12 protein-coding genes are annotated in these 14,633 nt (G+C 68.3%); 8 read left to right on the plus strand and 4 right to left on the minus strand.

The window, feature by feature from the left end; genetic code table 11:
- Positions 1-225 precede the first annotated feature (225 nt).
- Complete coding sequence (locus tag BDK89_RS21625; RefSeq protein ID WP_166657372.1) at positions 226-1,038, minus strand: hypothetical protein; 813 nt, start codon at positions 1,036-1,038, stop codon at positions 226-228.
- Between the two features lie 267 nt (positions 1,039-1,305).
- On the opposite strand from BDK89_RS21625, the gene BDK89_RS21630 reads away from it, so the two are divergent.
- Complete coding sequence (locus BDK89_RS21630) at positions 1,306-2,121, plus strand: DUF1353 domain-containing protein (protein ID WP_166657373.1); 816 nt, start codon at positions 1,306-1,308, stop codon at positions 2,119-2,121.
- Between the two features lie 334 nt (positions 2,122-2,455).
- Here the strand turns inward: BDK89_RS21630 and BDK89_RS03875 are convergent, their stop codons facing one another.
- Complete coding sequence (locus BDK89_RS03875) at positions 2,456-5,050, minus strand: ATP-dependent Clp protease ATP-binding subunit (protein ID WP_133867701.1); 2,595 nt, start codon at positions 5,048-5,050, stop codon at positions 2,456-2,458.
- A gap of 161 nt (positions 5,051-5,211) precedes the next feature.
- Between BDK89_RS03875 and BDK89_RS03880 the strand changes: the two genes are divergently transcribed.
- The 3 genes from BDK89_RS03880 to BDK89_RS03890 all read left to right on the plus strand — a co-directional run bounded on the left by BDK89_RS03880 (position 5,212) and on the right by BDK89_RS03890 (position 9,311).
- On the plus strand, positions 5,212-6,198 hold the full coding sequence (locus tag BDK89_RS03880; RefSeq protein ID WP_133867702.1) for a polyprenyl synthetase family protein: 987 nt from the start codon (positions 5,212-5,214) through the stop codon (positions 6,196-6,198).
- A gap of 184 nt (positions 6,199-6,382) precedes the next feature.
- Positions 6,383-7,726 carry a Trk system potassium transporter TrkA gene (trkA, locus tag BDK89_RS03885; RefSeq protein WP_166657374.1) on the plus strand — a complete coding sequence of 448 codons (1,344 nt, stop codon included), beginning with the start codon at positions 6,383-6,385 and terminating at the stop codon, positions 7,724-7,726.
- Between the two features lie 67 nt (positions 7,727-7,793).
- Positions 7,794-9,311 carry a TrkH family potassium uptake protein gene (locus tag BDK89_RS03890; RefSeq protein ID WP_133867704.1) on the plus strand — a complete coding sequence of 506 codons (1,518 nt, stop codon included), beginning with the start codon at positions 7,794-7,796 and terminating at the stop codon, positions 9,309-9,311.
- A gap of 54 nt (positions 9,312-9,365) precedes the next feature.
- Here BDK89_RS03890 and BDK89_RS03895 read toward each other — a convergent pair whose 3' ends face one another.
- Together BDK89_RS03895 and BDK89_RS22040 are read right to left on the minus strand one after the other, a co-directional pair.
- On the minus strand, positions 9,366-10,655 hold the full coding sequence (locus BDK89_RS03895) for an NAD(P)/FAD-dependent oxidoreductase (RefSeq protein WP_133867705.1): 1,290 nt from the start codon (positions 10,653-10,655) through the stop codon (positions 9,366-9,368).
- A 22-nt stretch (positions 10,656-10,677) separates the two neighbouring features.
- Entirely contained in the window at positions 10,678-11,505 is an 828-nt protein-coding gene (locus BDK89_RS22040) for a c-type cytochrome (protein WP_208293955.1), read from the minus strand.
- 505 nt (positions 11,506-12,010) lie between these two features.
- Between BDK89_RS22040 and BDK89_RS03905 the strand changes: the two genes are divergently transcribed.
- The 4 genes from BDK89_RS03905 to BDK89_RS03920 all read left to right on the plus strand — a co-directional run bounded on the left by BDK89_RS03905 (position 12,011) and on the right by BDK89_RS03920 (position 14,631).
- Entirely contained in the window at positions 12,011-12,505 is a 495-nt protein-coding gene (locus BDK89_RS03905) for a hypothetical protein (RefSeq protein ID WP_133867706.1), read from the plus strand.
- A 98-nt stretch (positions 12,506-12,603) separates the two neighbouring features.
- Complete coding sequence (locus BDK89_RS03910) at positions 12,604-13,017, plus strand: DUF362 domain-containing protein (RefSeq protein WP_133867707.1); 414 nt, start codon at positions 12,604-12,606, stop codon at positions 13,015-13,017.
- A 19-nt stretch (positions 13,018-13,036) separates the two neighbouring features.
- The gene (gene extP / locus BDK89_RS03915) at positions 13,037-13,822 is read left to right on the plus strand and encodes a selenite/tellurite reduction operon b-type cytochrome ExtP (protein WP_208293956.1); all 786 of its coding nucleotides are present in this window, start codon (positions 13,037-13,039) and stop codon (positions 13,820-13,822) included.
- Positions 13,823-13,842: 20 nt separating this feature from the next.
- Positions 13,843-14,631, plus strand: a complete 789-nt coding sequence (locus tag BDK89_RS03920; protein ID WP_133867708.1) for a cytochrome b family protein — start codon at positions 13,843-13,845, stop codon at positions 14,629-14,631.
- Positions 14,632-14,633 lie beyond the last annotated feature (2 nt).

The raw sequence follows: 14,633 nt of genomic DNA on the forward strand, positions 1-14,633 counted from the left end.
GGGACGGTTCGCGACGCCTTGCCATGGCTCCGTGCTCGGCGCCGGCGGAACCCACGCGCTCGGTGAGGCCGTGCGATGGGCAGCGTTCGCTGCGGAGGTTCGGAGCAGCACCGGTGGCGGCTCACCCGCTCCGGTCAGGTGCGGTGGACGACGCGTTCGTGGTGGCCGCGACGACACACGCCGACCGATCACCTCGCTGCATCGAACCGCTCGGCCGGGTTCGGGTCAGGTGACGCGGTCGCGGTCGAGTCGACGGAGGCGCTCTTCGCGGCGGCGCGCCTTCTTGCGTCGGGCCAGTGCCACGAACACGATGAAGCCGGTCGCCATCACCACCCAGACGACGAGCAGCACGAGCGAGATCGTCGCGAGCGGACCGGCCCACGCCGTGCCACCGCTCGCCGGGATCTGCACCGTCTGCACATAGAGGTTCGTGCTCGACCCGTCGAGCGGCGCCTGCCACTCGATCACACCGTCGACCTCGGTGCCCTCCTCGGCCGACACCAACTCGCCGGGAAGCGACACCCGATAGGTGAACGACATGGCGTCGGACGGCGCGAGCCCGCTGGCAGCGATCTGTTCCTCGAACGGCAGACCACCGACGGTGTCGATCAGGTCGGCATCGGCGAACCCGGCGTAGCCGTCGGTGAGCTGCATGACGCCGTTGATCGCATTCGTGGTCTGCTCGGTGTCGGGGTCGGTCGTGCGGGCGGCTGCCATCCGGGTGAGGGGCGGTCCGATGCTGTTGAGGACATTCGCCAACTCCTCGGCCGAACTGACGTCGTGGGTGAGAACCAACTCGAGTCCACCGTCGTCGGTGGCGGTCGGACCGTCGACCGACCAGCCGTTCGCGATCGCGTCGTCGAGTCGGAGATCGTCGACCAGGTCGGGGACCTGTTCGACCAGTTCTGCGTCGGCCACGGCGGTCATGGTGACCGTACCGGTGCCATCGGGTTCGATCGCCACGTCGACCGTCACGTCGAGACGGCACGCGCTGAGCGCGAGCACACAGGCGACGAGCAACATCAGACGGCGGACCACGACGGCCAATCTTCGCAGCCCGTCCCCCCGATCCGACGCCACCCCACGAAAAAGCTGCCGCCCCACCCGGACGCCTGGTGGATTCAATCGCCTCGGCGTCCGGGGCGGTGGGTGTCGTGGACGCCTGGTCGATTCGATCGCCTGGGTGTCCGGGGTGGCGTGGGACGACCGGACGCCTGGTGGATTCGATCGCCTGGGTGTCCACCGGTGGACACCTGGTGGATTAAATCGCCTGGGTGTCCGGGGCCGGCGTGGGACACTCGGGGGATGGGGGTCTTCACGTACGGGACCGACACGATCACGATCGGCGACACCGGCAACATCGTCCTGGAACGGCTCCCGATCCAGGAGGGTGACTGCGAGGAGTTCCGGCTGCACCGCACCGTCACGTACGCGACGACGCTCGCCGACGGGTCGCCGTTCGTCTACACCGTGCCGCCCGCGAACGAGCCCGACTGGGTGACCGACCTCGCCTCCGTGCCCCAGTTGCTCACCTGGCTGGTGCCGACGTCGGGCAAGCACCTGCCCGCCGCCCTCGTGCACGACGCACTGGTCGACGACCCGGCCATCGACCGATACCACGCCGACGAACTGTTCCGTGACGGGATGGGCGATCTCGAGGTCGGTTTCATCCGGCGCTGGTTGATGTGGACCGCGGTCACGCTCGAGACCATCCGCCGACGTGCCGACGTGTTGACCAAGGTGCGCACGTTCGGGTCGCTGCTGCTGATCGTCCTCCTCGGTGCGGCGGCGACCGTGAACCTGGCGACCGACGTCACGATCCTGCCGTGGATGGGGACCGAGGAGGGAGTGAGCGGCTTCTTTGTCGAGACGGCCTTCGGGCTCGCCGGGGCGATCGTGATCCCGGTCGTGCTCGGGGTGCTGCTGTGGGCGCCGGTCCGAACGGCCGGGGTGATCGCCGGGGTGTCGATCGCCGTGCTGTTCCACGCCATGCTGCTCGTCGCCGGGGTGTACGGCTTCTACCGCCTGCTCGAGGGCACGCCGCGACGGCTTCAGCAGGCCGTCGGCATCGTGCTCCTCCTCGCCGCGACCGTCGTCTTCACCTGGTCGTTCCTCCGCTGACCCGACCCGAATCGGCGCCGGACGCCTGGTGGATTCAATCGCTTTGGCGTCCGGGGAGGTGGGTGGTCGAGGTCGGGGTGGTGGCGGACTCCTGGTGGATTTAATCGCCTGTGCGTCCACCGGTGGACGCCTGGTGGATTTAATCGCTTTGGCGTCCGGGGTGGTGGGTGGTCGAGGTCGGGTGGTGGCGGACTCCTGGTGGATTCAATCGCCTGGGCGTCCGGGGTGACGGGTGGGTGCGGAGCCGCGGCCTGGTCGAGACCTGGGGTCGGACGCGGCGACGCGGCCGCCGCAACCCCGGGTGGGGGAGCGAGCGGCCGCGTCGGCTCGGAACTCAGTTGTCGGGGTCGGGCTGCGGTTCGTCGGTGGCCGTGGTGGCCAACTCGACCGACGCCGGGGGCACGAAGCCTTCGACGGCGTTGAACGTGAACCGCTGGCGACCCGGGTTCTCCGGATCGTCCTCGACGTCGACGACGATGATCTCGCCGGCCGAGAACGACTTGTACAGGATCTTCTCCGACAAGATGTCCTCGATCTTGCGCTGGATCGCACGACGCAACGGACGGGCACCGAGCTGCGGGTCGTAGCCCACCTTGGCGAGTTCTTCCTTCGCCGCCTGGGTGACCTCGATCCCGAGACCCTGGCCCTCGAGCTGACCCACGAGACGCTTCAGCATCAGGTCGACCATCTCGACGACCTCCTGCTGCGACAGCTCGTGGAACACGATCGTCTCGTCGATGCGGTTCAGGAACTCGGGCCGGAAGTGCGTCTTCAACGCATCGTTGACCTTCTCCTTCATCCGCTCGTACGACATCGCCGAGTCGCCGGTGGTGAAGCCGACGTTGGCCTTGCGCAGATCCTGCGTGCCGAGGTTCGACGTCATGATCAGCACCGTGTTGCGGAAATCGACCGAACGACCCTGGCTGTCGGTGAGGCGACCCTCTTCGAGGATCTGCAGCAACGTGTTGAACACGTCGGCGTGCGCCTTCTCGATCTCGTCGAACAGCACGACCGAGAACGGCTTGCGCCGCACGGCCTCGGTGAGCTGACCGCCCTCTTCGTAACCGACGTAGCCCGGAGGCGAACCGACGAGACGGCTGACCGTGTGCTTCTCCATGTACTCGGACATGTCGAGCGTGATCAGTGCCGAGTCGTCGCCGAAGAGGAACTCGGCGAGCGTCTTGGCGAGCTCGGTCTTGCCGACACCGGTGGGGCCGAGGAAGATGAACGAGCCGCTCGGGCGGCGCGGGTCCTTGAGGCCCGCCCGGGTGCGACGGATCGACTGCGAGACCGCCGCGACGGCGTTCTCCTGGCCGATGATCCGCTTGTGCAGCTCGGCTTCCATGTTGAGGAGCTTCTCGGTCTCCTCCTCGGTGAGCTTGTACACCGGGATGCCCGTCCAGATCGACAGCACCTCGGCGACGGCTTCCTCGTCGACCTCGTCGAACAGGTCGACGCCCTCGGCGCGGACCTCGGATTCCTTCTCGGTCTTTTCCTCGAGGAGCTTCTTCTCCTCGTCGCGGAGACGGCCGGCCTCTTCGAACTGCTGCTCCTCGACGGCCCGCTTCTTCGACTCCTGCACCTCTTCGAGCTTGCGCTCGATCTCGCGCAGGTCGGGCGGGGTCTGCATGCGCTTGATGCGCAGACGCGACCCGGCCTCGTCGATCAGGTCGATCGCCTTGTCGGGGAGGTGCCGGTCGGAGATGTAGCGGTCGGCCAGGTTGGCCGCGGCGACGATCGCCTGGTCGGTGATCGTGACCCGGTGGTGCGACTCGTACTGGTCGCGGACACCCTTGAGGATCTCGATCGTGTGGGCGAGCGTCGGCTCGTCGACCTTGACCGGCTGGAAGCGGCGCTCGAGCGCAGCGTCCTTCTCGACGTACTTGCGGTACTCGTCGAGCGTGGTGGCGCCGACGGTCTGCAGTTCGCCGCGGGCCAGCATCGGCTTCAGGATCGAGGCGGCGTCGATCGCGCCTTCGGCGGCACCGGCACCGACGAGGGTGTGGATCTCGTCGATGAACAAGATGATGTCGCCGCGAGTCTTGATCTCCTTGAGCACCTTCTTGAGGCGCTCCTCGAAGTCGCCGCGGTAGCGGGAGCCGGCCACGAGCGACCCGAGGTCGAGGGTGTACAGCTGCTTGTCGCGGAGCGTGTCGGGCACGTCGTTGTTGACGATCTTCTGGGCGAGGCCCTCGACGATCGCCGTCTTGCCGACGCCCGGCTCACCGACGAGCACCGGGTTGTTCTTGGTGCGGCGGGAGAGGATCTGCATGACCCGCTCGAGTTCACGACTGCGGCCGATGACCGGGTCGAGCTGGCTCTCGTGGGCCATCTGCGTCAGGTTGCGACCGAACTGGTCGAGAATCTGGCTGTTCTTGTCGTCGTCGCCGCCGCCCTTGGCACCGGCACCGACGCCGGCACCCTGGCCGGACTCGCCCGAGCTGCCACGGCTGCCGCCCTGGCCTCCCTGGCCGGTGCTGCCCGAGGGGCCCTGGTAGCCCGACAGCAGCTGGATGACCTGCTGGCGCACACGGCTCAGGTCGGCCCCCAGCTTGACGAGCACCTGTGCGGCAACGCCCTCACCTTCACGGATCAGGCCGAGCAGGATGTGCTCGGTGCCGATGTAGTTGTGGCCGAGCTGCAGCGCCTCACGGAGCGACAGCTCGAGCACCTTCTTGGCGCGGGGCGTGAACGGGATGTGGCCCGAGGGCGACGAGCCCCCTTGCCCGATGATCTCCTCGACCTGGTTGCGGACCGCTTCGAGCGAGATCGACAGCGACTCGAGTGCCTTGGCGGCAACTCCTTCGCCCTCGTGGATGAGGCCGAGCAGGATGTGCTCGGTGCCGATGTAGCTGTGGTTGAGCAGCCGCGCTTCTTCCTGAGCGAGGACGACGACCCGGCGAGCCCGGTCGGTGAAGCGTTCGAACATCTGTCGCCTTTCGTGGAGTTGGCGAATACGTGTACCCACTCTACCGGGAGGTTCCGGATCGGGTGCCCACGTGGTTCGCGCGCTGCTCGTGCGACGTGACGGAACCAGGTGACGCCGATCGAGGTTTCCGGGTTCGCTGCTTTGCGCCTAGCCTCAACACCGTGTCAGGTGCCACGGTGACCTCACCCTTGCTGCAGATCACGGGGATGGACGAGGATCGTGCGCGCATCGAAGCCGCGATGCGAGCGGCCGTCGTCACCTCCGACGACTACCTGACCGAGATCGCCTCGCACCTCATCGTGGCCGGCGGCAAGCGCCTGCGTCCGGTCCTCGCCGTCGTCGCCGGGCAGATCGCAGGAGCACCGGCGAGCGACGACGTCGTCCAGGGCGGCGTCGCCTGCGAGCTGGTGCACCTCGGGTCGCTCTACCACGACGACGTCATGGACGAGGCCGAGGTTCGACGCAGCGTCGAGACGGTCAACGCCCGCTGGGGCAATCTCCAGGCGATCCTCGCCGGCGACTTCCTGTTGTCGCGAGCGTCGGAGATCGCCGCCTCGCTCGGCACCGAGGTCGCCGGGCTCCTCGCCCGCACCATCGGCTGGCTGTGCGAGGGCCAGATCGAGGAGCTCCGCCACACCTACGACGTGGGCCGCGACGAACCGAGCTACCTCCGGTCGATCCACGGCAAGACGGCGTCCCTCTACGGCACGGCCGCCCGGATCGGTGGCATCGTCGCCGACCTCGACCGCGACCGGATCGACGCCCTCACCGACTTCGGCAATGCGTACGGCATGGTGTTCCAGATCGTCGACGACGTGCTCGACCTCACGGCCACCGCCGAACAGCTCGGCAAGCCGGCCGGTCACGACATGGAAGAGGGCGTCTACACCCTGCCGGTGATCCGCACGCTCGACTCGGGCGGCGCCGCCGCCGACGAGCTGCGCGATCTGCTCGGCTCGCCGCTCGACGCCGCCGAGCGCGACAAGGCGTTGGCGATCGTCCGCGACGGTTCGGGCATCGGCAGCGCGCTGCAGACGGCGCAGCGATTCGTCGACGAGGCCGGTGCAGCGTGCGATCGCCTCGGCGACGCCGACGTGATCCCCGCCCTCCGCGAAGCCCCCGCCGCGCTCCTGGCCTCGGTCTCCTGACTCGACGGGTCGACGCGTCTCCTGACTCGACGGGTCGTCGCGTCTCCTGACTCGACGGGTCGTCGCGTCTCCTGACTCGACCGTCGTCGCGTCTCCCGACTCGTCCCGGTCGAGGCGACGTCGCTGACGCGGCCGTCGAGTCGGTGACATCGGGTTCGGTCCCCGTTCGGTAGGTTGCACCGACGTGCACGTGATCATCGTCGGCGCCGGAGAGGTCGGTTGGTACCTCGCCCAACGCCTCGGAGCCGAGAACCACGACGTCGTCGTCATCGAGCAGGACGAGGTCATCGCCCGTGCGCTCGGCGACGAACTCGACGTGCAGACCGTCGTCGGCAGCGGCACCCACCCCTCGACGTTGCGGGCCGCCCGTGTCGAACGGGCCGATCTCGTCGCCGGCGTGACCCAGGACGACGAGGTCAACATGATCTGTTCGGCGCTCTCGAAGCAGATGGGCGCCAAGAAGACCGTGGTGCGGCTCCAGACCGACGAGCTGCGTGGGCCCGAAGGTGCCGAACTCCGCAAGCTGGTCGACGCCGACCTGATCATCGACCCCGACGCCGACACCGCCGAGGAGATCCTCCGGCTGGTCAGCGTGTCGGGCGCCGACGAGGTGTACCCGATGGCGGGTGGCAGCCTCGTGGTGCTCGGTGCCGTGGTCGGCCCCGACTCGCGGTTCGTCGGACGCACTCTCGCCGACGTCGGGCAGTCCGCCGAGTGGACGTTCCTGTTCGGGTCGGTCACCCGCGACGGCGCCACGATCATCCCGCGCGGCGACCTCGAGGTGGCCGAAGGCGATCACGTGCGTGTCCTGTGCGCGGCCAGTCGCCAGCGGGAGGTGCTGCAGACCCTCGATGCGATGGGCAAGCGCGTCCGTCGGGTCATGGTGCTCGGCGGCGGCTCGGTCGGTGGTCGGGTGGCCGAGCACCTGTCGCACAGCGCCGACGTGGTGTTGGTCGAACGTGACAGCGAACGGGCGATGGACCTCGCCGAGCGCCTGCGCCGCGTCACCATCGTCCACGGCGACATCACCGACACGAACCTGCTCACCGAGGAGTCGGTCGGCACGACCGACGTCGTGATCGCCGCGACCGGCGAGGACACGGCGAACGTCCTCGCCTGCGCATTCGCCGTCGCCGAGAACCCCGACGCCTTCACCGTTGCGGTGCTCCATCGCCTCGCCCTGCTGCCGCTGGTGCGCCAGTTCGGCATCGACGCCGCGCTCAGTCCGCGAACCGCCTCGGCCAACGCAGTACTCCAGGAGATGCGCGGCGGCACCGCGTCGGTGGCGACCTTCCTCGACTCCGACGTCGAGGTCGACGAGTTCGTCATCGAACCCGGCAGCCCCGGCGACGGCGCGATCGTGAGCGACCTCCACCTCCCGCGATCGGTGCTCCTCGGCGCGATCGTGCGCTCCGACGGATCGAACGAGATCGTGCGCGGCAGCACGCGTCTCCAGGCGGGCGACAGCATCGTGCTGTTCGCCCGCCCGTCGGCGCTCTCCGACGTCCGCAAGGTCTTCGGTTCGTGACCCGTCGACCGTCGACCCGTCGACGTGTCTCGCCGGCCACGCGGCACCGTGCCGATCGGGAGCGCCGATGAGCGACCGGATGATGGGATCGCTCACCGGCGATCTCGGCGAGAAGTGGGGGCGGTCGTACGAGACCCTGATCGGTCACATCGTCGGCCTGACCGTCGCCGTCGCCGGACTCGGCATCCTCGCCTCCGCGGTCGTCGACGCGCTGCGGAGCGGTCCCGACGTCGTGCCGCTCACGATCGTCGGCCTCTGCACCTCGGTGGTGGGTTTGTTCGGTTGGCGGTTCACGACGCTGCCGCGCCAGATCCGCATCCTCGACGTGTTCGTCACCGTGACGTTGGCCTGGTCGGTGCTCGCCGTCGTCGGCGCGCTCCCGTACTACGTCACCGGCTGGATCCCGGCGATCGACAACGCCCTGTTCGAGTCGATCTCGGGGTTCACGACCACTGGGGCGACCGTGCTGCGCCCGATCGAGGGCACCGGTCCCGGCGTGCTGTTCTGGCGCTCGATCACCCAGTGGATGGGTGGCATGGGCGTCATCGTGCTCGTGGTCGCCGTGCTCCCGACCGTCGGATCGGGCGGGATGAGCCTGCTCGAGGCCGAGGCGCCGGGGCCGACCGGTGAGCGGCTGACGCCTCGCGTCCGCCACACCGCCCGTCGGCTGTGGGCGGTCTACGTCGGCTTCACGATCGTCCTGGCGATCGCCTACATCGCCGCAGGCATGTCGCTGTACGACGGCGTCGCCCACAGCTTCACGACGGTGTCGACCGGCGGGTTCTCGCCCTACAACTCGTCGCTCGGCCACTTCGACTCGGCGCTGATCGAGTGGATCTGCATCGTTGCCATGTTCATCGCCGGTTCGAGCTTCACGCTGCTCTATCGCCTCCTGCGCGGCCGACCGGGGCCACTGTTCAAGTCGAAGGAGTTCCAGCTCTACACGGCGGTCGTGCTCGGCGTCGCCACCCTGCTCTTCATCGTCAACGACGCCGTCGGCTCGATCGCCGATCGCATCAGGGGAGCGCTGTTCACGACGCTGACCATCGTGTCGACGACCGGCTACGCCACCGACGACTTCGGTGCCTGGTCGCAGGCGGCGCAGGCCCTCATCATCATCCTCTTGCCGATCGGCGCCATGGCCGGCTCGACCGCCGGCGGTGTGAAGATGATCCGCATCCTGGCGATCGCCAGCTACACCCACCGCGAGGCACTCCGACACCTCCACCCGCGCCTGGTCCGTCCCGTCCGCGTCGGCGGCGGCATCATGCCCGACGCCGTGGCCAACAAGATCGTCGGCTTCCTGGTGCTGGCGCTCGCCACGTTCGGCGGTGGCGCGCTGTTGATCGCCCTGTCCGGGCCCGACCTGATCACGTCGTTCTCGGCGGCCGCGACCGCGTTCGGCAACGTCGGTCCCGGCCTCGGCGACGTCGGGCCGACGAACGACTTCCTCGAGCTGCCTCGTTTCGCCCGCTGGGTGACGATGGGACAGATGCTGCTGGGTCGTCTCGAGATCTACCCGGTCATCCTGGCGCTGTCGGTCGTCACGCTTCGCCGCCGCCACTCCAAGCTGCGCCTCGACTGACGCCTCGACCGATGTGTCGACCGGCGTGACGACTGACGCGGTGCGGGCGGGCCGTCAGGCGTCGGGGCCGAAGGAGGCGACGGCGCGGGCGGCACCGTAGACCAGCTCGGGCATGCCGCCGCGTCCGCTGCGCAGATGCTGGAGCGCGACCCGGAGCGCGCCCTCGGCGAAGGTCGGCCGCGCGCCGAGCGCGCCGTGCAGGCGGCGGGCGACCGGTGGCTGGCCGACCAGGCGGTCGGCGAGTCGGCCGATCTTGTAGTACGAGCCGTAGCGGTCGTCGACGAGCTTCGGGTACTGCTGGAGTTCGGCCGCGCTGTTCTGGTCGAGCGCCTCGCCGACGACGTCGCCGGCGATGATGCCGGTCTCGAGCGCCGTGTCGATGCCGAGCCCGCTGAGGGGGTTCGCGACGCCGCCCGCGTCGCCCACGATGAGATAGGTCGGTCCGGCGAGGGGGCCGACCGACATACCGAGCGGGATCCGGCCGCCGGCCGCCGGGGCGGTCGGCTCGTCGCCGAGCTGCCACCGGTCGGCGTGCTGCTCGGCGAAGCGCTCGAGCAGGTGGGCGGGATTGATGACGGCGAACGACGGCGAGGTCGAGAGCAACATCACGCCGACCCCGACCGTGCCGTTGCCGGTCGGGTACATCCAGCCGTAGCCGGCGATCGGCGTGCCGACGCGATCGGTCACGCCGACGACGATCTCGACCTCGTTCGCGAGATGGAGCGGCGATCGGTAGTCGGCGGCGTGCGCGACCGCCAGTGGCCAGTCGGGCTCGCGGTAGGTGCCGAGCATGCGACCGAAGTTGCTGTTGGCGCCGTCGGCGACGACCGTGATCGCCGCACGCACCTCGGCCAGTTCACCACTCGGGCAGCGAACGCTCGCACCGCGTACGAATCCGCGCTCGACGATCGGCTCGACGGCGTCGTGGCCGTCGAGCACCTCGACGCCGAGTTCGTCGGCGAGCGACCGGAGGTGGCCGACGAACGCCCCGCGGGTCCCGACGCAGCCGTCGTCCGGAGCCACACGGACGCGTGGCCAGCCGCTCGAGGTCGACGGCCCGACGGCGCCACCCGGATGGGCGGGATCGGCGACCGAGGCGGTCAGCCGGACACGCTCGATCGGATGGAAGTGCTCGAGCAGATCGACACCCACCCGGCGCGCCGCCGCGACGGCGCGAGGGGTGAAGACGGTCGTGACGTCGTCGGGCGTGTCGCCGCGATCGACGAGGACGACCCGGCGGTCACGACGTGCGAGTTCGGTCGCGGTAGCGAAACCGGCCGGTCCGCCGCCGACGACGAGGACGTCGACCGACCCGTGAGCGGTCGTGTCGGCCGAGACGGTCACACTGCGCCGGCCGAACGGTCGGTCACTCGGTGGCGGGCGAGCCGGGAGCCGGCTCCGAACCGATGGGCATGATGCCCTCGATCCGCTGATCGAGGTCGGCGAGCAGACCGCCGGCTTCGAGATCGGCGAACGCGGGCGACTCCTCGGAGCACCAGGTCTCGTACTCCTCGGCGTATTCGCCGGCCGGGTCGGCCCCGCCGAGCGTGTAGCGCTCGTGGCAGACGACCGACAAGAGTTCGTACTCGGTCAGCTGGCCACCGAAGCCCGGCATCACGCCCTTGGCGCCGGTGATGTGCACCCCGCCCTCACGGTCGGGGTTGCCGTAGATCTCGACGCCGGCGAGGTTGTACTGCTCGGTGCCGTAGTAGACGTAGCGGAGCTGGTCTTCGATGTTCGGGAAGGTGTCGAGCACCTCGCCACCGACGAACGCGTAGCCGGCGCCCTCGTTGCCGCCCGGGTGGCACGACTGGCAGTTGGAGTAGACCTCGGCGCCGAGGCCGATCGGGCCCGTGGCCTCTTCGGGCGCCTCGGTGAGGGCACGGGCGTAGAGGAACGCCCACACCGGGAGCACGCCGAGCGCGGCCATTGCCCAGAACGGGACCCGGCGACGCTTCTTGTAGGCAGCGACGACGGGCGTGTCGGGCTTGGGCGGCGGGGGAGCGGCCGGAGCAGGAGCGGCGGCACGACCGGCCGGGGCGGCCGGCGCAGCAGCGGCCGGCGCAGCAGCCTTGGTCGGAGCCGGCTTGTTGTCGGTGGCGTCGCCACCGTCGCCGGCGTCGTCGCCGCCGAGACCGAGCGCGGAGCGGCGGTCGCGGCTTCGCTTCAGCAGATGCTCGGGGATTTCGGTCACGCTCGTCCTCTCACGGTGTTCGGATGGCTCGGCTCGGTTCCGGCGCGCGGGCGAGTGCGGCGCGACCGGTGAGATCGGGCACAACGATAGACGCCTGCGTCCCGTAAACCGAATTCCTGAGCCGAGTTCGGTCGGGTTTCGCGACGGTTCGTGTCGCCCGACACCCCGGTCGATGCATCCAGGCCGGCCGGTCGCTCCGAATGCACTTATGCACATGCGGTGTCGGACGGGCAGACTCCATTGCACACTGTCCGGACGACTCGCCAAACCGATCGACGAGTCGATACAGACAGTCGTGTACGGCGTCGCTGCCATCCGTCCGCTGACGGTTCGGTGACGACCCGGCCGGGAATGCCGCGCGGCGGACTCGGCCGACTACAGTGCGAACCACTGGTTCGTGCGACCGTTCACGAACGCGGGCGACGCCCCGGCAGCGCCCACAACCGACGGCTCCACGACGGGCCGAACCGACACATCCGCAAGATCGAAAGGCACGACGACCGAGATGATCGCCATCAACTGGGCGAATCCGCTGGAGGGATATGCCGTCCCCTTCGTCAACGTCGCGTTCATCACGTCGTTCGTCGCAGCGACGGTGCTCACGCTCATCGCGATTCCTTACGGCAAGCGCCGGCCCAAGGGCACCCCGTTCTCGTGGGGCGAGGCGATGCTCGGGTCCACCTACGCCTTCGGTGTCATGTTCCTCGCCTTCGGCATCGTGCCGCACCAGTTCGTCGACCACGCCGACAAGGAACTCGGCTGGGACCGTGCCAACATCATCTACGGGCCGTTCGACATCCTGAAGCCCGACAGCCTCGGTGGATGGAACCCGATCACCCTCCAGTACGAGGCCGTCCGCGACATCGTGGTCGTCCTCATCCACGTGTACTTCTTCGGCCTCCTGATCTTCATCTGGAACTGGTGGCAGAAGCGTGGCGACAACGTCACCAAGGAACTGCCGACCAGCTCGTACGGCCGACCGCTCGTCAAGAAGGCCTGACCGTCACATCATGATCCGTTCCCGCCCCTCGATGCGTCTCACCGCCACGCCGGACACCGGCGTCGTCGCGACGCGCGCCCAGGAAGGGAGGCGCTGAGATGGCAACCACCGACGCCAATCCGCCGATGATGCCGTACACCGACGAGTACACCCTCGTCGAGGTCGACGCCGACTACCTCGGCCGTGCGGTCAAGCCGAAGCAGTTCATCCACATCGATCAGTCCGAGTGCATCGCGTGCGAGGGCTGCGTCGACATCTGCCCGTGGAAGTGCATCCACATGGTGAACACGTCGGCGGTCGTCGAGGCCGACGGAACCGAACAGCCCGGCATCGATCCCTCCGACGCCTTCATGTTCGTCATCGACGACGACATCTGTACGCGGTGCGCCCTGTGCGTCGACCGCTGCCCGACCGGGGTCATCATCCTCGGTAAGGCCGGCCAGCCCACAGCTGCCGGCGACTCCCATGCCCGAACCAACAACCATGGCTACGGCTATGGCATGAGGCTCTGAGAGCGACCCCGAAAACGACATGGCCAAGATCATCGACGACACCCCGAAGCCGACCGCGAAGGAACGACTCCAATCGACGGTCGACAGTGTGCAGGGCGGACAGGTCTGGAGCAGCATCTTCCGACCCGGCTCCATCTTCCGCAAGGGCTACTCCGACAGCCCGCGTAACCGCAGTTACGTGGTCATGAACTCGGTGCTGTACCACTTGCACCCGGTCAAGGTGAAGCGCCACGCGGTCAAGGTGAGCTACACGCTCTGCCTCGGCGGCCTGAGCTTCTTCCTGTTCATCCTGCTGACCGTCACCGGCATCTTCCTGATGTTCTTCTACCGGCCCGAATCGACCGCGGCCTGGAACGACATCTCGAACCTGCAGACCTCGGTCACGTTCGGTCTGCTCGTCAGAAACATGCACCGATGGGGCGCGCACCTGATGGTGATCTCGGTGTTCCTCCACATGGCCCGCGTGTTCTACCACGGCGCGTACAAGCCGCCCCGTGAGTTCAACTGGGTCATCGGCGTGATGCTGCTCAAGCTCACCCTGCTGCTGTCGTTCACCGGCTACCTGCTCCCGTGGGACCAGTTGGCGGTGTGGGCCGTCGCCGTGGGTACCAACATGATGGGGTACACACCGGTCTTCGGCCGAGACGTCAGATTCGTGTTGCTCGGCGGCGCGGAAATCGGATCGGAAACCCTGCTCCGATGGTACGTGTTGCACGTGTTGTTCTTCCCGTTCGTCACCGTCATCTTCATGGCCATCCACTTCTGGAGAGTCCGAAAAGATGGCGGCATCTCGGGGCCGCTCTGATCCGGGAGGTGTGCTGATCCATGACTGAGATCCCAGAACACTTGCTCAAGCGGGCGCAGGCCGCCCGTGAAAAGGCTGCGACCAGCGAACCGGCGGCTGAGCCCGCCGCGTCCGAACCGGCCGCCGAGTCGCCCGCAGACTCGCGCATCCCGGCGCACCTGCTCGAGCGCAGCAAGGCCGCGAAGGCCAACAAGGGTGGCGGCGACGCCGGTGCAGCCGAGTCCGGCGGCGGCGTTGCCGTCCAGGACAAGGTCGCCTCGGTCGTCCAGGCCGGCCCCGCCGCCGGCGGTGTGCCCGTCGGTGCCGGCCCCGGTGGCCACACCCAGCGACTGCTGACCGTCGTCAAGTCCGGATCGATCCAGGACGTCAAGGCGCAGCCGGTCGACAAGGTCCACACCTGGCCGCACCTGCTCGCCGCGGAGTTCGTGGCGGCGCTCGCTTGTCTCACCTTCACCTTCTTGTTCTCGATCTGGGTCAACGCTCCGTTGCTCCAGGCGCAGAACCCCAACCAGACGCCGAACCCGTCGAAGGCGCCGTGGTACTTCCTGGGCCTCCAGGAACTGCTCACGATGTTCCACCCGATGATCGCCGGCGTGACCATCCCCGGTGTGGGCCTGATCGTGCTGATCTTCGCCCCGTACATCGATCGCAATCCGTCCAACAAGCCCGAAGATCGCAAGTTCGCGATCTCGCTGATGACCGTCCACCTCATGTTCTGGGCAGTCCTCACGATGATCGGTTCGTTCTTCCGTGGGCCTGGCTTCAACTTCGTCTTCCCGTGGGAAGACGGCCTGTTCTTCGAACTGTGAGC

The organism is Ilumatobacter fluminis (genome assembly GCF_004364865.1).
GTDB classification, from domain to species: Bacteria; Actinomycetota; Acidimicrobiia; order Acidimicrobiales; family Ilumatobacteraceae; genus Ilumatobacter; species Ilumatobacter fluminis.

Coding starts and splice junctions, on each gene's coding strand:
- BDK89_RS21630 (WP_166657373.1), top strand. CDS start 1,306: ATGGGGGTCTTCACGTACGGGACCGACACGATCACGATCGGCGACACC.
- BDK89_RS03875 (WP_133867701.1), bottom strand. CDS start 5,050: ATGTTCGAACGCTTCACCGACCGGGCTCGCCGGGTCGTCGTCCTCGCT.
- BDK89_RS03890 (WP_133867704.1), top strand. CDS start 7,794: ATGAGCGACCGGATGATGGGATCGCTCACCGGCGATCTCGGCGAGAAG.
- BDK89_RS03905 (WP_133867706.1), top strand. CDS start 12,011: ATGATCGCCATCAACTGGGCGAATCCGCTGGAGGGATATGCCGTCCCC.
- BDK89_RS03910 (WP_133867707.1), top strand. CDS start 12,604: ATGGCAACCACCGACGCCAATCCGCCGATGATGCCGTACACCGACGAG.
- extP (WP_208293956.1), top strand. CDS start 13,037: ATGGCCAAGATCATCGACGACACCCCGAAGCCGACCGCGAAGGAACGA.
- BDK89_RS03920 (WP_133867708.1), top strand. CDS start 13,843: ATGACTGAGATCCCAGAACACTTGCTCAAGCGGGCGCAGGCCGCCCGT.